Source organism: Bacillus sp. JJ783 (assembly GCF_036963225.1).
Lineage (GTDB): Bacteria > Bacillota > Bacilli > Bacillales > Bacillaceae_G > Bacillus_A > Bacillus_A cereus_U.
Genome location: NZ_JBALMG010000151.1, coordinates 1 through 18746 on the forward strand (window position 1 = coordinate 1; position 18746 = coordinate 18746).

Below are 18746 nucleotides of genomic sequence, written 5' to 3' on the forward strand. Positions count from 1 at the left end.
TTTTAGATATTAGTTTACTTTCAATACACTTGTTAACTAAATATTTTTTTAGCAAAATAAATTGATTTTTTCTATCCCTCGTGAATTTCTTTAATACTTTTTCCTTCTAAAAACGCATGTCCCGTTTTAATTTTTTCTACTGTTTCAAATCCATACTTTTCATACACTTTTTCTACTTTTTCGTTAATTGGGATCACCCAAAGATTATCTAGTCCTCTATTCATTACTTCACTTTGAATAAAGTGAATAAGTTCGCCTATTAACCCTTTACCTCTAAACTTTTCAATTGTAGCTACACTTTCCATTCGGGTTTGTTTTTCATGTTCAAAAATACAAGCGATGGAACATGCTACTCCATTGTATCTAAGTAGATAGTGAGTGAATGCTGGATGTTGGAATTCATCTTGAAAAGCTTTTTTTCTAACTTCGCCCCCTAACTCTTTTATACTACATTCAATATCTAAAGCTTCTTCAAAATTTAACTCAGATACTTTTTCAATAGTAACTTTTTCATTTTTATCTTTTTTAGTTAATTTCTTGTTCCATAATTGGACTGGACTTATTAATTCTTCAAATCCAAAATTCTTTATTTGTAATTCAGAAATCAATTTTTCTTGCATATCTAAGTTGTATATATAAAATCTAGGTACTATATTTTTAGTTTTATAGAAATGCACTACTTCATCTACTATCATTTGTGGATTTAAACTTACTACACTTACATGTGCATGATTTGCATCATAATAATATGGGTTGCTTTCATTACAAAATATAGACCCCCATGATTTCTCTATTCGGCTAGTAAAGGTTTCAAGATATGCAAAATCAAGCTCAAGAACATTTTTTAAACTAGTCATACGATATTCCCTCTTCTCTATTTATTTCTTCAATATCTTCTTTACTTTATTATACATTTAAATATTTTAATTTTCAGTTTTTTAATTAAAATATTTCCAAGAAAAAATGAAAGTAAACTTTTAAATATTAGTTTACATTCAAACCCCTGAAAACATTAACTTCACACCAAATCTCCTGATATCCTCAAAATACACAACAAAAGTATACATTCAAAACAATACAAATAAAGAAGTAATTATAGCTAATTCACTTAATCTATGATTATCAACAATTAAATAAGGGTGGGTTGTTTTTTAGGTAACCCACCCTTATTTAAAAACTAAAGAATCTGCGTTAGTTCTGAATTCAAAACTCGTTGTGCAGTAATAATAACATTACCAGGTGCTATTCCGTAGACACTGTATAAACCACCGTTTTGATTAGGAACAATTTCAACTTCATATTGAAGTGCTTGTCCCAAAGTAGAGTGAACTAAACTGAGATTTATAAATTCAGAAGCATTAGCAGCCACATTAAAGTTTATCTGTTCGATTAATGTTCTTGTACCGTCAAGTCTAAAAGATCTAACTACCCCAGTAAGTGGACCTGCAGTACGATTGAGAATTTTAACCCTAGCTCTAGTTGCATTAGTAGGTTGATTTCCTACGTTTTCAATAGGACCAGTAGAGAAAGGCATTTTAAATTCACCTCCTACTAAATTAAAGGATTAATAACCTATAGATTACAGTTTCATAGTATTCAATATTTTATTAAAATGTTCCAAATCAATTAACCAATTCGTTTTAAAAATAAAGTTTACATAACACCACTTATCAGTAGTCAATCTATCTAGAAATCTATAAAAGTCCCTTCAGGAAATAAAATGTACCCTTTGTAAAGGACATTAAAAAAAAGCCTAGGCAACTTTAAGAAGATGGTCTCTGTATTGTGATATGATCCCCTTATAGTAGACAGGTGAAAGAAAGTTACTTTACTGTTTATTGTTGATTCAGTCCCTCCGGACTGATGAGTACTTCTGTTGATGCTTCTAAACAGCTAGATAACTGAGTTAAAGAAGTCATAGCTATATTTTGGCCCACCCATACACATAAAGCTACTAAATCTTTTGCTTGGTACTTACTGGTTCGTTGCACAAAACCAACATCTCTAGCAAGATCCCGTAAGGTATTTGGAGATAAAAAACGCCATCCTTTCCTATGATTCTACAGAAAGAATAGCGTATTTTTCATTTTAGGGGGTATTTTGTTTTGGGGAACAATGAATTTTTTAGTTTTAATGTATGGTATTAAAAATCAATATGCTAATACCGAATAATATACTTATTTCCAATAAAAATAAGATACCTCTGTACACCCAAAGCGGAAAAAATTTTTAGTACATTTATAAATAGCATCGCTCCACCTGCTTAACCTGAATCAGCATTTAATTTCTAGAAATACTGCACTGTTTAGTTAATTTGTATCACGTACAATTTTATATTTTGTTATAAAAAGAATGGATAAGATAGTTATGAGTAAGCCACAACATAGTAGAATGTTAGATATAGAAGTGCCAAATGTTAAGCATATAGATACAAAAGCATAAGATAGCGGAACTAAACCGTTCGAAGAGGCACTTACGAAGCTCATCACTCTCCCTAGCTTATCTGTTTCACTGTTTTCTTGAATAATAGAAACCAATGGTACATTAATCATAGAAGACATGAAACCCATTATCACAAGTAAAAGGATTCCTTGCCATAAAACATATATTTGACCAAGAAAAGAAAGTGAAATACCAAGAAAAGAAATAAGTATTAGAATAGAAAGCCCTCTTTTTTTTCTAATATTTAAAAGTCCAATTAATAAAGCGCCACCTAGCATTCCTCCTTGATAAGAGCTTTGTAAAAAACTTACCTCTACTGCCTTCCCATGTAATACTTCGTTCGCTAATAATGGAATTCCCATAAGTAAAGGACCAAAGAAGAAGACATTAATTGTCATTAAAATGAAAAGTATGGATTTTAAAAAAGGCATATTCCATACATATTGAAAACCTGATAATAGCTCTTGTTTGGCAGATGCTTGTTCAGAAGAAATTGAAAGCTTTTTTTCTTTAATACATAATGTGAAAGCGGATGTAATTAATAAAAAGCAAGCAACGAAGAGAAATAAAACCGAGAAAGAACTAACTGTAATAATCCAGCCGCCTATCATTGGTCCGGCAAACATTGCAACTTGATTGGAAGTTTGAATAAAGGAATTAGATCGAGTTAACATCTCTTTTGGGACTAGAAGAGGAAGAAGAGACTGATTCGCTGGTGAAAAGAAAGCATCCAGAATTCCAAATAGTAGTGCAAAAAACAGTAACGACCATAAATTTAATAGATGTAAATGTAATAAAGTAATCATTACAAAAACCAGTAAAAAACGCGTGAAGCTAGAAACCAACATAATTTTTGAACGTTTAAAGCGATCTGCCCATACACCTCCAACAGTCATTAGGAGGACTCGCGGGATTAGAGTTACCATCATGACAATTCCAAGTGCTGATTCCTGACCTAAAGCTCGAATAACATACCATTGCTCTGCAAATAGGTAGGTTGAAAGGGCAAGAAAAGAAGAGGTACTAGATAACCAAAGAAATAAGAATGCACGATTTTTAAATAATGACATGCTTGTATACTTAGGTTGAACTTGTTGTGATATAAACGGCTCACTCAAAGAATATTCCTCCCCATAAATAATCAATTATAAATCTTCGTTAAAGAGCAGTTGATCAATTTCAAAACCTGTGATTGTAACATAAAAGTTTTTATTAGTATCAGTTTCTGTGGAAGCTGCTAAAGTTTCTTTAACAAGGTTTCTATACTGATTTAAAAACTTTATAAATTGTTCTTCTGTTAATGAGAATTCTGTTTGCATCGAGATACTTGGCCAATCTTCAACATGGGAAGATGTTAAATCGAATGAGGTATCTGGAGCAGTTAATATTCTTGTTTGTGCACGATGTAATACTTCTAAATAGGATTGTCTTGTTGCCTGTTGCGATTCAATGTAGTGAAGTAAGTGATTTGCAGGAATAAAGCCACGCGAAACAGCCTGATAGTACTTTAAAATATTCCCTCCCTGTTCTTCTTTTTTTACTAATTGAATGATGTTGTGTTTTTCTAGTTCGCGGAGGTGATAGAGTATTTTTGCGCGAGAAAGATTTAAAAGCTGAGCAAGTTGATGACCTGTATATGGCTTTTCGACTAAGTATATAAGCATTTTTGTACGTAATGGATCGCTTATAACTTTTAATTGTTCATATGTTTCGATAATGGAAATGGCTTTTTGTTTCATTATGCATCATCCTTTTTTTAACCAGTTAAATTTATTTAACTCAATTGTATTACAATTTCAAATAAAAAGAAAGTTAATTTAGAAATTTCTAAATCAAAACAAAGACAGTAGGATTCCATGTAGAGGTCCAACCACACGTCCATCAACTTACAGAACAGGTTGCCCCTAAAACGATAAAAATGAACTTCGGTGCTATAAAAAACACAAATTTTTGTTTAGGGGGTACTTTAAAATCTTAGCTTGATGGCGATGTGGCGGTACCCCATGCCCATCAACTTAAGAATCCTCACTACCCCCAAGTGTAAAAAAAGGTTATTCTTTCTAAACAGGCCCAGTACCAGCGTTACTGTAACCAGGGGGCAAAGTAAAAATTTTAAACCGTAAGAAGACACAATTGGGAGCTAGATGTGTAGAGATAATAAAGTTATTTAATTTTCAATTGTATTCACAATTATTGTTATAAAAATGAATAATAAAGCTGTTTAATTCGAGAGCTTTTATGTTTAGCCCCCAATTATAAAGAAAATTTCCCACCATGATAACAATAGTAAGCTTCAGCTTTAAGATTTTTAACCTTTCTCAAAGACTGTTCTGCTTTCTCAACATTTAAACAAAAGTGTGTATTAGCAATGGCTAATTCATGATTCTCATGAACAGTTGCATCACCTGTAATTACACTTTTTAAACTTGGAAAATATAATGAAATATGCCCTGAAGTATGCCCTGGTGTTGCTACTACTCTACATTTGTTATCTAGAATCATATCACCATCATGTACCTTTTCATCAATTGAAACATGCTTCAAATTCATTAATTGCTGTATAAACCATTTACCAAATTCGATTTCTTCATTTGGCATATTTTCTAGCATTTTTTCGGCTTGAACCAATCTCTCTGACTTCATTTCACCACTAATGTATTTTGATTCAATTTCACTAGCTATAATGTTAATCCAAGGATACTTTTCTTTGAAATCATATAAGGAACCTATATGATCATCATCATAGTGAGTTATGATTATATTCTTTAAATTCTTCATTTCATATCCATTTTTTAAAATTTCATTTTCAATTAAAGTTAAAAAATTTGCATACCCTGTATCGACCAAGGTTAATTCATTATTCAATATAATTAAGCTAGGATAAATGTAATTTTTTTGTCCATTAAATTCAAATTCAATTGGTAGCTCTAATATCTTCATGTTTCTTCCTCCATAAATTATTTATTCAAACACTGAACAATCATTACTTGTTTTTAAGATTACATCATAATTATTAGTAAAGATAGATAAAGAATAGTAATGAAACATTTAATACCTAACAATACTTTTTACCCATACTGATTTGTAATTAGACATCATATTTTAGATTTTAAAAAAACAAAAAGGCTATCTGGTGTATTATTTTAATAATTACCTAGACTAGCCATATCAATTATTTTATTTCTTTTTTTGCATAAACAATTTTTTTGATTGTTTCAACTGATAAAAAATACTTTTCGGATATTTCTTGGATGTTCATTCCATTCTCAAAGTTTTCTCGAATGTTTTGATTTCGATGATTCAGTTGCTTTTGTATACCACTAACAGAACCCCATTTTTTTCGAGTGGTTTGTTGTATTGGAATATATAAAGTTTCCCCTTGTATATATTTTTGAACTTCTGCCAATAGCTCTTTTGGTAATACTTTTGTAGCATTTATATAATTCAAATTTGCTCGATCCTTATTTCGATTTAACATAAATAAGGTGCAAAGCCAAAATATTAGAAATATTATCTAGCGATTAAATATTTTTCCCCATGCAAAGTATCGCTTTTCTAATTAAAGGCTTTGCATGAGTTTGAGTTCTATTTCTTAATGGAATAGATTTATTTTTCAATTAAAACACCCCTTTGGATAATCATATCCAAAGGGGTGAAACGATGCAACTTTATTAAAAACGGTATAACTTTATTTCAAACCCACATGAACACATTCTTCATTAGTAATTATTGGAGGAAATAATGAATACAACTGAGAAACATTAATTTTAACTTTGTATTCGTCTAAAATTTCCGCTACTTTTTCTCCTTCATGATACTTTTGCATAAGATCAACTATTTGTTCTTTCGTTAAATGTGCAATTCTTTTATCAAGGTTCGAAAACTCCATATTCTTAACTAAGATTTCCAATTCATACCCCTCCAAAATAAAAAACATCCGTTCGCTTATTTTAATTATAAGCGAATGGATGTTTTTGGGAGAATATTCAAACAACTTTATTATTCGTGAACACCTTCTGATCTCTTGTTTTGCTTAGGCAAAAAAACGATTGTGTTTATTCACCTTTCAATTCGATTCTATTGTGTATTTGTTTTGTTTTTATGAACACTTTGAAGTATAAATTCTTTTAAAAATCTTTACTATTTCATTAGGTGACAACAATATTTCATTTTGGTAAGGTTCTTTAGAAAGTTTTAATAACGGTATGTATTAATTTTGAAGTGAACAAATAGGGAGAGTGACTTCAACTATTGTTCCTTTATTCACTTCACTCTGAACACTTATCTTTCCTTGATGTGTTTCAATAATTTTATAACAAATCATTAATCCTAAACCAATCCCCTCTTCTTTAATACTATAAAAAGGTTCTCCGAGATATGGTATACGCTCTTCGGGAATCCCACATCCTTGATCGATAAAACGAATCCCTATTTGATCATTATTCAGTTTATCGATTTGAATCAGAATTTCCCCTCCCCTTGGCATGGATTCAATTGCATTTTTTAAAACATTAACAAATACTTGTTTTAATTGATTTCCTTCACAAGGTATCAATGGAAAGCCAGTTGTAAAATCGGTTCTGATTTGTATATTATTCATCATTGCTTGAGGTTGAAGTAAAATTAAAACTTGGTCAATTAGCACACTAACATCATTAGGTTGTATCTTTACCACCTGCGGTTTGGCTACTGCCATAAATTCATTTGTAATACTTTCTATACGTTCAATCTCTGATGATACTATATTTATATACCTCTGATTTTTCTCATTTTCCGTTGATTTTAGTAATTGCATAAACCCTTTCATTGCGGTTAATGGATTATTAATTTCATGAGCTATTGCAGTCGCTAATTGTCCTACGACAGCAAGTTTTTCAGATTTCCGTAATAATTCTTCTGTTTTTAACCGTTCCGTGATATCACGAGAGATACTTAAGAAAACTTTTTTTCCATTCAAGTTAAAAACACGGACACTAAACTCGATTGTTACTGTTTTTCCTGTTGGAAAAACATATTCATCTTGCAAAGTGAAGGAAGTTTGTCCCTCTCTAATTTTTTCTAGTAACCTTACGATTATTGGAGAATCTTGTGGTACAACATTTGGAAATGGCAACGATAGCAGCTCTTCTCTACTATATCCAAATCTTTTACACCCAATAGGGTTTACCTCAATAAATCGACTTGGAACATGATCCTCACTCAGCTCTACTACATATACTGCGTCAGTTGCTTGTTCGATTAGTGCACGATATTTCATTTCACTATCTCTTAATTGTTGATGTAATCTATTCCGTTCTCTTTCTGCTTGTTTTCTTTCGGAAATGTCTCTATATATTGCTGATAAAGCTATCACATTTCCCCTTACATCTAGAATAAGTGAAACTGTCAGACTTACATCAACAAAACTTCCATCTTTTCGTTGTCTAACTGTTTCTAATCTAGTAATTGTGGATTCGCCTGACAAAATTCTTTGAATATTACTCAATGATTCATCTATTAAAAAATCAGGTACACCAGGCAATTTTTCACCTATGATTTCTTGTAATGACCTACCAAATATTTTTTCATAAGCTTTATTAGCTTGTAATATATGTCCTTCTCGATCAGATATGATGATAGCATCTACGTTATGATTTACAAATGATTCTAATAATTCTTTAGTGGCTCTTAATTCTGATTCTACCTTTTTCCTTTCCGTTATATCGACTATAGAACCAACCACTTCAATAACTTGTTCCTTTCGTTTGATTGGCCTAAGTGCAATGAGAATAACATTTTTATCATTTGGCCAGGGTATTTCAAATATAATTTCTTTCCCTTCCCATGCCTGAAGATAATACTTCATTAATTGGGGAACTAAATGGGAAGGAATAATAGAAGCATCTATGGTGCGTAAGCTTTTTCCTACCACCTGTTCAGAATAAATTCCGTTGTGATAATAAAACTGTCCTTCACACAAGGTGTGTATAAAATGTTTACCCACTTTTTTAAATTTAAAGATCCCCCCCTGAAGCTCATGTACGGTATCTTTGAGTTCTTGCTTCGATTTTTTTAATTTTCGATTCATTTTAGATAAGTCCTGTGTTAAATAATGCAATCTCTGGTAAGCTTCCATAAGAAATAGCCCGATTAAAAGTCCTAAAGCTATATATAATAAGCCTTGAGTGTAAAGCACTGTAGTTATAAAAAATTTACTTACTAACCACTTCACACCCACAAAAACAGAAAAATATAGAAGTGCACTTTTAAAAGGATGAAGACTTTTGAAATATGTTTTAAAAATAGTAAATAGAATACCCATAACTAAATAAGCAATCACAGGTGGCCCCCAATACCCACCAAGGTAAAAGATGCGCATTATAATAATGCTAATTAACGTAATCCAACCAGCAATACGACCAAAGTAAATAAAAGATAGAATAAGAGGAACAACTCGAAGATCGTAGGAAAATCCCATGTACGGAAAAGAAAAGAACATCAAAGTAACTGCGATAATTCCTCCATAGAATTTTTCAAAATATCTCTTGGAATTAATTACAAATACTTGAATAAATATTGCTGCGCTAACTAGTAAAGTAAAAATAGAAAGATTGATGAAATAGTCTTTCATAATCATGTAATGTCCCTCCTTATATTAAGTATATTCGACAAAAAAGAATAAAATCCTACAAATAATATGCGTAGTTTAGGAATAAGAAGGTTCTGTTACGGGGTACCGCCAGCATTTCGGAAAAAACCCACGCTAAGAGCATGCAAGATTTTATACAGCTTTTTGGCTAATCCAATAACAAACGAGAATCCGAAAACCCCACACTATGATAGGAATGTATAAAAAATTGCATAGATTGATAAAAAGAAAAAAAGGCGAATCCCTTATGGAAGTTAGGGATTCGCCTTTTTCTTTGCTACCGATAATGAGACGTTATGTTAACTTCACATGAATACCATATACATCCGAAAATCTAAACAAATTGTTATCCTTGAATGGTACAATTAGGAAAAGGAGGAGAGGAAATGAATTGGGTAGTGTTAAGAGATTCAAAAACCATGTCGGGTTTCGTAATTGCAATATTGCTAGCAATACTATCAGTTGTTTTCGCTGTAAAAGGAAGCGACTATTGGATAGTACTTATTGTTCTTACAACCGTTCTGACGTTCCTTAGCGTAAATAGAGCAGACAAGATTTACAAATCAAGAGGCTAAAACAGTAACCCTCTCTGAACAAGAGGGTTTTTCAATAACTTCCAATAACGATAATTATGTAAATAAGGGGTCACACTACCGAATGTCCTATTAAAAAAATGTTTTAGACTATAGAAAAAAGTATTAGACTGTTAAAAAATAGTTGTAGACTGAAAAGGTGTTTTCTATACATGAAAGCACCTTTTGTTAACATAAAATCAAAGTATCGCAAAACCTTTAAAAGTCCTTTCAGAAGAATTGAAGGGATTTTCCATTCACATAATTAGTGTTATCGGTAGTTAAGTATCTGATCTTTAAGAAATTCAACTGATTAATTAGACTTTTGTTTCAAACATCGCTGGAATATTAATTTCTTTTACACAAGAAGCCTTAGAAAGATTAATTACACATCTAACCAATAAAACAATATCTTGAAGTGGAATTTGTGTGCCATTATAAGTCGATATAACTTTTTCTATACCGTCTTCATAAGGAATTTGTGTAGCTATTTCACCTGGATTGATACATGTTACACCTATGCCACACTTCTTTAGATGCTCCCGTAAAGAATTGCCGATACCGCGCAATCCAAATTTTGAAGCCACAAATGAAACTTGCGTAAAATCAGTATTTTCTAGACCAGCTGTTGAACCTATCAGTAAAATTTTCCCATTTTCTGATTTTTTTAGATTAGGCAACAACCTTTGTATACAAGTAATTGTGGAGATTACATTAACATTGATAATTTCTGCAATTTCCTGGGGATCATCTTTCTCAAAATTATAATCATCTCTAAATCCATTTCTCTCCCATATTCCGACATTATATATTAATACATCTATGATATCGTCATTTAAAAAACGCGCAATCTTATCACATGAAGTAGGTAATGATAAATCAGCATCTATCCAAATTCTATGGACTCCATCATTAATTTTCAAACTCTCTGGGCGACTTCTGGAGACGATCCACACCTTATCGCCTCTATCAGGTAATCCTTTCACAAAAGCATCTCCTAATCCTTTGCTTGCTCCAAATATAATAAAATTTCTCATGATTTCCTCCTTTATTAGAATTATATTTAATTCTGTTTCACATAAGTTAAACTGTCCGTAAAATACAATGTTGTGTATCATATTCATGTGAGATTTACATAACATATCATTATACGTAGTAAACAAAGAGGCTAATCCCATTTTTTACAAGGATTAAGCCTTTTTCTCTTTTGAGAGCTTTATACAAAAATGTATACATACCTTTTTTATTAAGAATGATTTCTCTGAATTGTTCATACTTTCCGTATAAAAATCGCATATCCTCTATTTGGTCTAATACTTTATTTTAATACAACCCATTCACCATTCATGACATATAAGGGTGAATCTAAATCTTTCTTTTATGAGTTAAGGTGAAGAAAGGAAGAAGAATATGATGGTATCAATAAAGTTCAGTCTAATACATTTTTTTAACGGAACACCGAAAAAAGAAAATTGTACGTTAAGAAATATTTTTATCTGTATTCAATTCTCTTAATTTCTGATATTGGGGTACAATAAACGATATTTACTATTTGTTATGGTACTTTGTTTTTGTATTTATAAAGAAACTGTTGAAATTGCTTGTTTATAAAGGAACTGTTGCTTTCCATTGCTTAAAACTAGTACCGAAAATTTATCAACAGCGATAATTTTTCCAGGTACTCTGACACCATTTATTAGAAAAATCGTCACTTCTTTCTTCTCTTCTATTAACTTCTCATAAAAATTTTCTTGTGTATGTATCATTTAGATGGTTGCAACTCCTCTCCTTTTTTAGAACGGTTCATAGCTTCTAAGAATAAATATTCTTTTACTGTTAGCTCAACCGTTGGGCAATATTCAACCTGTGATAATTTGTGAAATAAAGAAAGGTTTTCTTGTAATTCTTGAATCATTTTATCTAAAGTGATTTCTCCTACACCGTACTGGATTACTGGATTTAAAAATACGTCTACACCTATTAGACTTGGTTCGATTAGGGAAACAATTTCCTGTATCTTTGGTAAAATAAATGTTTCATAGCGTTCTTTGAATAGTTCTAAGTCTTCTGGTCCGGGTTCATTTTCACATAGCTTTTTGAAAGATAGCACACGAATATCATTTTGTAATGAATCAATACGCTCTTCATAAAAAGCCTTGTCGAACCCTTCTTTGTCAGCAACATCATAATGAAGTTCTGTTTGTGATCTACGCTTTTTCTTATAAGAATCCATGAGGATTTTCTCTTTTGCATTAAACATCATGATAAAAACAGTACGTTCTAGATTCATGATTTGATTTGCAACGCTTAATATTTCATCTAACACTTTTGCGCGTTCTTCTTCACTTAACTTTTTTATAGAGGATGGAACGAGGTTTTTGACATTCTCAAACGACTCTGAATTTATAATGTGTTGAAGAGAAAATTGAGCAACCTCTGGTAAACAAGGATCAGTTGTTTTGTCTAAGAGTAACAAGTCTTTAATCGTTCGCACTGTATTTTTGATCTCTTTTTGAGCTTGTCGAACTTTTTCTATGCTTCTTTCCATGTATTCTGGTTGTTTAAGCCGATTGAAAATGTATTCTCTTCTTTCTTCAAAATGTTGCTGTAAACGTGACATAGTTGTTTCCCCCTCTGTTTTCTGAATTAATTTAAAATTCCTCTTATATTGTATCATTAAAGTTTATGAATTGGGGACATAGCAAGGTTTATTTGGTATGCGTATTTTTAAGAATATACTTCTATTTTAAGAATGTTTTAACCCGGCTGAACGAAAGTTCAGTTTGTTTACACTCTTAAGTTGATGGGCATGTGGTGCTACCCCACATCCATCAACTTAAGAATTTTATAACACCCCAAAACAAAAAGTCATGAGCTAACGAGCCCATGACTTTTTATGTGCTATATCACAAATAATCTGGGAACACTTTACAGCCCTTTTCTTGCTCCATATCATGTCCAAAGAAAATAATCGGATTTTCTTTCCTAACAACATCTTTTAAACGTTTTATTGAAGATAAAGCTAAATCCGAATCAAATCCAGCAAACGGTACTTCATCTTCAAAGTTTTCTTTCGTATATGATGCATCAATAGTTAGTAACACTGGACCTGATTTTTCCGTCTCAATTAATAATGACTGATGCCCTGGCGTATGTCCCGGTGTATATATTAATTGCACACCTGGCACTACTTCATAATCCCCTTCAATGATTTTATAGTTTAAATTCGGCAATATACATTCTTTCAAATATTCCTCTCTGTGGAGTGCTACCTCATATTCAGCACGCTGTACAATAATTGGTGTATTTGTAAAAACGCCATTTCCTCCTGCATGATCAAAATGCAAGTGAGAACTAATGATATAAAGAATATCTTCTGGCTCATATCCGGCACGCTTTAAAATATTTACGATCCTATCGTTCTCATTCATTTTAGGTAAAACTTGTCCTTCAACAAATGTACCTTTAAAAAGATTCTCATTATTAAGCGCACTTTCTGGCATACCTGTATCTACTAAAATAAGTCCCTCTTCTGTCTCCAAAAGATAACACCAAACAGGTAAGTTTAGTAGTTTACCCGGTGTAAGTGTACTATTAACTGAAGAATGATCCAACATACAACGACCTGCTGGGAGGAAATAAAGCTTCTTTACTGTCATTATGTATCCACCTTTACAAATAATTTAGGATAAAACAATACAATATAATATTTCGCTTATTAGAAATAAACTCCTTCTCACCTTTCCGTAGAAAAGTAAACGTCAAGTAACTCCAAAATATACAATAAAGGTTGATTTTAGAGTTACTTTTCCACATTGGAATATCTTGTCTTATTCCCCTTTTTCGGTGGATGGGCAAAAACACCCTAATTCTAGAAATTCATCAGTTTCCATAAAACCAAACTTCTTATACACTGGTCTACCCATTTTTGAAGCCCCAAGCCATATTTGTGAAATACCTGAAATCTTAACTTCATCAACTAATTTAGTTAACAGCTTTGTTGCGATTCCTTGCCCACGATAATTTTCATTAGTATACATATTTGTGATATAAGCCTTTTTTCCAGTCTTATTGGTGTAACAAGGTGGAAATTCATAAAAAATTACTGCACCACAAGCTATAGTTTCTTCATTATCTTCCACTAGCCATTGAATTAAAGTACCTTCACTTAGTTTATTTTTAAAGAAAGCATATAGTTCTCTACCAATATCTATATTAGGTTCTATCCCCTCATCAACTAATTGCTTTTTTCTTAACTCGACCAATTTATCAATATCATCGATATTTGCTTTGCGATATTTCAACTTCTCACAACTCCTTTATAAAATTACAACTGACCAGCCCCATAGCATAATTAATTCTCATCATTTTACCATTGATTCTTATTAAACTAAACTGCCATTAAGTTATTTGGGGTATTTGCTCTTCTTTGCTTGATGGGGTCACCATATCATTTTAAGAAAATTGTACGCTAAGAAGTTTATAAAGGTGATATGCACTTAGTAAACGTTTGTAAATATTTTTTGATAGATTTATAAACGTTACAAACCTTTAAGTCACTTTTCCCATTAGTGAAAATAATATTCCAGTTGATATTTTAGAAAACATCGAATTTCCAGTGCCAAATAGTTCCTATTTAGCTGGAAAATAGTCTTAGCGTACACCAAACATCTTAATTTGTGTCCAAATTGTGTCTAAACGTACAATTTTCTTTTTTTGATATGGTGACCCCATCGCTATCAAGCTAATATTTTTATGTACCCCAAAACGAAATTTTTATCTCTTGACAGTTATTTATGTAAATTTAGCTCGTTTTTTTATTTTGGAGAACAACCAAATCCTTAAGTTGATGGATGTGCAACAGAACCACCCTCTCTATATTTTTTCAAACTTTGCAACAGAACCTTTAGAAGTATAATTTTTTCTGCATTTAAACTGTAATGAAGTAGTAACAACATCTTCAACTTATTTTCCATGTATTTTAACTTCGCTTAGAAATATTTGCACCAGAATCCAATTTTATTTTAATATTAAAAGAGATTAAATTAAATTGAATGGAGTGAATATTATGGCAAATGTACTTGTAATAAACTTTCTTGGGGAAGGTCATGTTAATCCACTTTTAGCTGTTGTTAGGGAGTTAATTCAACGCGGAGACAGCGTTGTTTCATATTGTATTGAGGATTATAGAAAAAAGATCGAAACAACAGGTGCAGAGTTTCGATCTTTTGAGAATTTTTTCTCACAAATTAATTTTATGGAACGAATACATGAAGATGGTAGTCCTATTATAATGTTATCTCATATAGTGGAAGCAACAGAACGTATTGCTACTCAAATTATAGAAGAAACAAAGGGAGAAAAGTATGATTATATGATATACGATAATCATTTCCCTGTAGGACGTATGATAGCCAATATTTTACAATTAACTAGCGTTGCTTCATGTCCAACTTTTGCTCTTAACCAATATGTTACTTTTAATGATGCGCAAGAATCAAAACAAGTAGATGAAACGGATCCATTATACCAATTTTGTCTAACAGAAATGGAAAGATGGACAAAACAATATGGAATGAAATTCAACAGTCTATATGACATTATGAATCACCCTGGTGATATTACAATTGTATATACTTCTAAAGAATATCAACCATATTCTGATACATTTGATCCATCATATAAATTTGTTGGTCCATCGATTGCTACTCGTAAAGAAGTAGGAGATTTTCCTATTGAAGATTTAAAAAATAAAAAAGTTATTTTTATTTCTATGGGAACAGTTTTTAATGAGCAACCAGGGTTATATGAGAAATGCTTTGAGGCTTTTAAAGATATAGAAGCGATCGTTATATTGGTTGTTGGTAAAAAAATAAATATAAACCAGTTTGAAAACATTCCATTTAACTTTAAATTATATAATTATGTTCCGCAATTGGAAGTATTGAAACACACGGATATATTTGTTACGCATGGCGGAATGAATAGCTCGAGTGAAGCGTTATATTTTGATGTACCATTAGTTGTGATTCCAGTGACAGGAGATCAGCCTTTAGTTGCGAAACGAGTAACAGAAATGGGAGCCGGAATAAGGCTTAATCGTAAAGAATTAACTTCTAAATTGTTACGTGAAGCTGTACAAAAAATAATGAATGATGTGACATTTAAGGAAAATAGTCGTAAAGTTGGAAAATCGCTTCGGGATGCTGGAGGATATAAAAAAGCTACTGAAGAAATTATAAAATTTATGTCTAATCATCAAACGTCAAAATAATATAGGGTGTTTTTTCCCAAATCCCCGAAATGGGGAATTTAGCTTAATTCATGGGGTACCGCCACATCACCATCAAGCTAAGAAAATACAACTACCCCCAGAACGAAAAATTGTGCTTACTTGTAATAAAAATCTCATTTTTTCGTTTTGGGGTGTTATAAAATCTTTAAGTTGATGGGCATAGGGTGGGACCCCAAACAGTACGATTTTATTTCAAAGACACAACGATCTTACTACACACTTTTTATTTATCCCACACTCTCATCTGCTAGTATTACTATTTTTTATTACTAATGTTGCCGTTTCACTCGGATGGCTAAGAGGAAAATGATGGCCATATGGAACAAAATCAACCTTACCAAGATGCAATGGAGCAGAATAGCCTCTGTCATAATCCCCCCAAATAATGTGAAGATTATACATTGTTACTTCATTGAAATCACCTTGATCGTTTTTCAGTAGTAAACTGTTAAGCTGAACCGTAGTATTTAAAATTCTAGGAGAAGTAAAACTTTTACTTATTTTTTCAATATAATGTTCAGGGATGCTCTCCGTACTTTCAAACAAACCATTACTTAATAAATAACGCCCTATCAAATTAGTAGTTGCCAATTTTAATGTCCATTTGTTCATAAATTGAGGAACATTTAGCGATTTAGCATTTTTTTTAGCAACAGGTGGCTGAAGTAAAGTGATTGAATACTTCTTATCTATATACTTTTGTACCAATGCTTCCAGAAGAATAAACGCACCGAATGAATGGCCAATTAGATGTGCACCATTAGTAGCTTTCTCCAATAACTTTTTCACTACATTCAAATAGATATCTAGAAGATTTTTCTCTTGTTTAAAAGGAGAACGTCCCAAACCTGGAAGATCCAAGATCCATACAGGTTGACCAGTTTTTTCATGAAGCTCTTGTGCTAAAGGAAATAAATCCTCTCCATCACTCAATAAACCATGTAATAAAATAAACGGTTTACCCTCTCCTTGTAATTGGTAAAGGGTAGTGTTATCGCATAATGTTCGTTTAAATAAATGATTATGCTGGCCATTTTGATACATCATTCGATAATCCAGATCAGCTACTACGGCAGGGAAAAATTTCATTACACTCGTCTTCTTAAACCAATCTCCTCCCATAATTTTTTTCGCTGAAACATTTGAAAATTTTCGTTTTGTAATAAAATTCAGTCCATCAGAAGGAATTTTTGTTATTTTACTTACTCCACTATTCAAAATTGCTTTCATAAGTGGCATTGGGACAGAGATTTTTGGTGCCCTCATATTCATACTTTCCGACATAATACTTAATAATTCAGCAATGTTCTGATCGTGCTGTTTGTCTTCAACAAGTGTATATGTTTGAATAGTCGGTTGCTCCAATCTGAAAACCTGCACAATAAACTTCGCAAGCTCATCGTTTGAAATAAGTGGTAACCTATATCCCTTACCTCCAGGAATCACTGGCATGAGCCCTCTTCGCATACTCATCACAAGCAAACCTAATCCTGCTATCTGCTCTGTACTCCCTGTTTTACTACTACCGACTACAGTTGGCGGATTAATTACAGAAAGCGGATAACCTACTGCTGATGCCTGGTGACGGATATAAAGATCTGCTAAAAATTTTGTTCTCTCATATGGATTTTTTATTTTCAAATAATTGTTTCCTTCTTTAAACACATCAATTGCAATCTTGCTATTTTTATCATCAAAGGGACTCATATAACCTACAACATGAATAAATTGTTGCAAGCCCTTCAATTGATGAATACTTTTAGCTAATTCACTAATATGTTTGGCGCCATTTAAAAATACGGAAGCTGCCTCTTTACTTGTCACTTGAATATCCATGGGGCCTCCTGCGTGAATAATCACATCCGTTTTCAATATCCTCTCCTTATCTTCAGCACTTAGACCTAAATCTATTTCCGTCAAATCACCTTCAATAAAGTGCATAACTGCCTTTTTTAAGATGCCTCTTTCTTGTAAAATGCGTGTTGCTTTACTTTTCGACCTCACTAAAAGAAGAATTTTAACATCCTCTTTAGCTAATTCTTTCACTAATTGCTTTCCAATAAAGCCTGTTCCACCAATTAAAAATACTGTTCTCATATAAAATCCCCTTTTAGTACTATTCAGTACTAATTCGATGTAAAAAAAAAGCTTCTTTTATCGAAGCAAGTTAAATAAATGATCTGCTGTTTTCGTGATTACAGTTGCATCCTTCAATGTTTCTGAAATAAATAACGCTCCTTCAAGATTTGTAATAAAAAGTGATGCAACCTCATCAATATTAATCGTATTTCTGAATTCTCCATTCTCTAACCCTTGTTTAAGTAATAGAGAAACTTTCTTTTGTAATTCTGTAAAAAAAAGACCTATTTTTTCTTTTATTTGCGTGGCCTGTGTAGGACTTTGAATATAAAGAGTAATAAATGGACAGCTCCCCTTATACTCTCTCGACTGAACTCCTTGTGATAATTGCTTTAAAAACAGTTGGATACGATCTTCAACTAAAAATTGGTTCTGAGAAAGTACGTCATCAATTGCAGATTGATACATTTCAATCCAATAATCAACGACCCCTTCTAATAATTCTTCCTTATTAGAAAAGTGATAATACACATTAGACTTTGAAACTTTGCTTACACGTACTAATTCATCCATACTTGTATAAGCAAACCCTTTTTCTAAAAATAATGTTGCAGCTACTTCAATCACACGTTTTTGATTCATTAATTTTACCTTTGTCATAACTAGAACTATATAGTACTAATTTAAATGTTGCAAGTATTTATGTTAATTTAGAAAAAAGTTTGATTAA

17 protein-coding genes and 1 pseudogene are annotated in these 18746 nt (G+C 31.9%); 2 read left to right on the plus strand and 16 right to left on the minus strand.

All coding sequences use genetic code 11. The features are described 5' to 3' along the window. Window positions 1-71: 71 nt before the first annotated feature. From V7038_RS25285 to V7038_RS25325, 9 genes and pseudogenes are all read right to left on the minus strand, one after another. A complete protein-coding gene (locus tag V7038_RS25285) occupies window positions 72-857 on the minus strand; it encodes a GNAT family N-acetyltransferase (RefSeq protein WP_335695812.1) in 786 nt (261 codons plus the stop codon). Window positions 858-1177: 320 nt separating this feature from the next. Next, the gene (locus tag V7038_RS25290; RefSeq protein ID WP_033728813.1) at window positions 1178-1534 is read right to left on the minus strand and encodes a hypothetical protein; all 357 of its coding nucleotides are present in this window, start codon (window positions 1532-1534) and stop codon (window positions 1178-1180) included. Window positions 1535-1838: 304 nt separating this feature from the next. Beyond that, window positions 1839-2039, minus strand: a pseudogene (locus V7038_RS25295) (IS4 family transposase); the annotation flags it as partial. 270 nt (window positions 2040-2309) lie between these two features. Next, window positions 2310-3560 (minus strand): MFS transporter, encoded by a 1251-nt coding sequence (locus tag V7038_RS25300; protein ID WP_098988490.1) that lies wholly within the window; start codon window positions 3558-3560, stop codon window positions 2310-2312. Between the two features lie 27 nt (window positions 3561-3587). After that, entirely contained in the window at window positions 3588-4181 is a 594-nt protein-coding gene (locus tag V7038_RS25305) for an ArsR/SmtB family transcription factor (RefSeq protein WP_088099327.1), read from the minus strand. A gap of 514 nt (window positions 4182-4695) precedes the next feature. After that, window positions 4696-5382, minus strand: a complete 687-nt coding sequence (locus V7038_RS25310) for an MBL fold metallo-hydrolase (protein ID WP_002144049.1) — start codon at window positions 5380-5382, stop codon at window positions 4696-4698. Between the two features lie 232 nt (window positions 5383-5614). Beyond that, the gene (locus tag V7038_RS25315) at window positions 5615-5890 is read right to left on the minus strand and encodes a CD3324 family protein (protein ID WP_070138839.1); all 276 of its coding nucleotides are present in this window, start codon (window positions 5888-5890) and stop codon (window positions 5615-5617) included. Between the two features lie 240 nt (window positions 5891-6130). Next, a complete protein-coding gene (locus V7038_RS25320) occupies window positions 6131-6352 on the minus strand; it encodes a hypothetical protein (RefSeq protein WP_141558703.1) in 222 nt (73 codons plus the stop codon). A 300-nt stretch (window positions 6353-6652) separates the two neighbouring features. Next, complete coding sequence (locus V7038_RS25325; protein WP_335695813.1) at window positions 6653-9058, minus strand: PAS domain S-box protein; 2406 nt, start codon at window positions 9056-9058, stop codon at window positions 6653-6655. A 398-nt stretch (window positions 9059-9456) separates the two neighbouring features. On the opposite strand from V7038_RS25325, the gene V7038_RS25330 reads away from it, so the two are divergent. Then, complete coding sequence (locus V7038_RS25330; RefSeq protein ID WP_098988486.1) at window positions 9457-9645, plus strand: hypothetical protein; 189 nt, start codon at window positions 9457-9459, stop codon at window positions 9643-9645. A gap of 314 nt (window positions 9646-9959) precedes the next feature. Here V7038_RS25330 and V7038_RS25335 read toward each other — a convergent pair whose 3' ends face one another. The 5 genes from V7038_RS25335 to V7038_RS25355 form a co-directional block, all read right to left on the minus strand. Then, window positions 9960-10679 carry an SDR family NAD(P)-dependent oxidoreductase gene (locus V7038_RS25335; protein ID WP_098311393.1) on the minus strand — a complete coding sequence of 240 codons (720 nt, stop codon included), beginning with the start codon at window positions 10677-10679 and terminating at the stop codon, window positions 9960-9962. Window positions 10680-11219: 540 nt separating this feature from the next. Beyond that, the gene (gene hfq / locus V7038_RS25340) at window positions 11220-11408 is read right to left on the minus strand and encodes an RNA chaperone Hfq (protein WP_335695814.1); all 189 of its coding nucleotides are present in this window, start codon (window positions 11406-11408) and stop codon (window positions 11220-11222) included. Then, window positions 11405-12262: a hypothetical protein gene (locus V7038_RS25345; protein WP_098988484.1), complete on the minus strand. Its 858-nt coding sequence runs from the start codon at window positions 12260-12262 to the stop codon at window positions 11405-11407. The genes hfq and V7038_RS25345 overlap by 4 nt, the downstream gene beginning before the upstream one ends. Window positions 12263-12548: 286 nt before the next feature. Then, window positions 12549-13301 carry a quorum-quenching N-acyl homoserine lactonase AiiA gene (gene aiiA, locus V7038_RS25350; protein WP_098988483.1) on the minus strand — a complete coding sequence of 251 codons (753 nt, stop codon included), beginning with the start codon at window positions 13299-13301 and terminating at the stop codon, window positions 12549-12551. A gap of 171 nt (window positions 13302-13472) precedes the next feature. After that, entirely contained in the window at window positions 13473-13946 is a 474-nt protein-coding gene (locus V7038_RS25355; protein WP_003193530.1) for a GNAT family N-acetyltransferase, read from the minus strand. 764 nt (window positions 13947-14710) lie between these two features. Between V7038_RS25355 and V7038_RS25360 the strand changes: the two genes are divergently transcribed. Beyond that, the gene (locus tag V7038_RS25360) at window positions 14711-15916 is read left to right on the plus strand and encodes a macrolide family glycosyltransferase (RefSeq protein WP_335695815.1); all 1206 of its coding nucleotides are present in this window, start codon (window positions 14711-14713) and stop codon (window positions 15914-15916) included. Between the two features lie 261 nt (window positions 15917-16177). On the opposite strand, the gene V7038_RS25365 is transcribed toward V7038_RS25360, so the two are convergent. Both V7038_RS25365 and V7038_RS25370 read right to left on the minus strand, forming a co-directional pair. Continuing rightward, window positions 16178-18034 carry an alpha/beta fold hydrolase gene (locus tag V7038_RS25365; protein WP_335695816.1) on the minus strand — a complete coding sequence of 619 codons (1857 nt, stop codon included), beginning with the start codon at window positions 18032-18034 and terminating at the stop codon, window positions 16178-16180. A gap of 57 nt (window positions 18035-18091) precedes the next feature. After that, window positions 18092-18658, minus strand: coding sequence for a TetR/AcrR family transcriptional regulator (locus V7038_RS25370; protein WP_335695817.1), 567 nt, complete (start codon window positions 18656-18658; stop codon window positions 18092-18094). Window positions 18659-18746: the final 88 nt, after the last annotated feature.

Excerpts from the sequence above, each read along its gene's own strand:
- V7038_RS25285 (WP_335695812.1), bottom strand. The coding sequence starts at position 857 with ATGACTAGTTTAAAAAATGTTCTTGAGCTTGATTTTGCATATCTTGAA.
- V7038_RS25290 (WP_033728813.1), bottom strand. The coding sequence starts at position 1,534 with ATGCCTTTCTCTACTGGTCCTATTGAAAACGTAGGAAATCAACCTACT.
- V7038_RS25305 (WP_088099327.1), bottom strand. The coding sequence starts at position 4,181 with ATGAAACAAAAAGCCATTTCCATTATCGAAACATATGAACAATTAAAA.
- V7038_RS25310 (WP_002144049.1), bottom strand. The coding sequence starts at position 5,382 with ATGAAGATATTAGAGCTACCAATTGAATTTGAATTTAATGGACAAAAA.
- V7038_RS25325 (WP_335695813.1), bottom strand. The coding sequence starts at position 9,058 with ATGATTATGAAAGACTATTTCATCAATCTTTCTATTTTTACTTTACTA.
- V7038_RS25330 (WP_098988486.1), top strand. The coding sequence starts at position 9,457 with ATGAATTGGGTAGTGTTAAGAGATTCAAAAACCATGTCGGGTTTCGTA.
- V7038_RS25335 (WP_098311393.1), bottom strand. The coding sequence starts at position 10,679 with ATGAGAAATTTTATTATATTTGGAGCAAGCAAAGGATTAGGAGATGCT.
- hfq (WP_335695814.1), bottom strand. The coding sequence starts at position 11,408 with ATGATACATACACAAGAAAATTTTTATGAGAAGTTAATAGAAGAGAAG.
- V7038_RS25345 (WP_098988484.1), bottom strand. The coding sequence starts at position 12,262 with ATGTCACGTTTACAGCAACATTTTGAAGAAAGAAGAGAATACATTTTC.
- aiiA (WP_098988483.1), bottom strand. The coding sequence starts at position 13,301 with ATGACAGTAAAGAAGCTTTATTTCCTCCCAGCAGGTCGTTGTATGTTG.
- V7038_RS25360 (WP_335695815.1), top strand. The coding sequence starts at position 14,711 with ATGGCAAATGTACTTGTAATAAACTTTCTTGGGGAAGGTCATGTTAAT.
- V7038_RS25365 (WP_335695816.1), bottom strand. The coding sequence starts at position 18,034 with ATGAGAACAGTATTTTTAATTGGTGGAACAGGCTTTATTGGAAAGCAA.
- V7038_RS25370 (WP_335695817.1), bottom strand. The coding sequence starts at position 18,658 with ATGAATCAAAAACGTGTGATTGAAGTAGCTGCAACATTATTTTTAGAA.